The following is a 537-nucleotide window of genomic DNA, read 5'->3' as shown; positions in this document are numbered from 1 at the left end:
TATGGCCTTGCCAAGAATGAATAACTGGAGTTTTTGGATTCTGCCGTTTGCATTCGGTCTGCTGCTGAGCACCCTGTTTATGGAAGGTGGCGCACCCAACTTTGGTTGGACATTCTATGCGCCTCTTTCCACAACATATGCCCCTGATACAGTGACTTACTTTATCTTTGGTGTGCATATGATGGGCATCTCTTCGATTATGGGGGCGATCAACGTTATCGCAACCATTTTGAATATGCGTGCGCCGGGCATGACGCTAATGAAAATGCCGTTGTTTGTCTGGACATGGTTGATTACAGCCTTCCTGCTCATCGCTGTTATGCCGGTATTGGCTGGCGTTGTCACCATGATGCTAATGGACGTTCACTTCGGTACGAGCTTCTTCAATGCGGCAGGTGGTGGTGATCCAGTTCTGTTCCAGCACATTTTCTGGTTCTTTGGGCACCCTGAGGTGTACATCATGATCCTCCCTGCTTTTGGAGTGGTGAGTCAGATTATTCCAACATTTTCGCGTAAACGGTTGTTTGGCTATCACTC

1 protein-coding gene is annotated in these 537 nt (G+C 48.0%); it reads left to right on the top strand.

Annotated features, from left to right (window positions below):
* Positions 1-537: cbb3-type cytochrome c oxidase subunit I (locus tag A3751_RS02090; RefSeq protein ID WP_197466112.1), on the top strand; the 537-nt coding region annotated here is incomplete at both ends.

It is taken from the genome of Oleiphilus sp. HI0080 (assembly GCF_001635135.1).
Note: the sequence above shows the minus strand (reverse complement) of the source record. Positions and strands in the feature narration are given on the sequence as shown.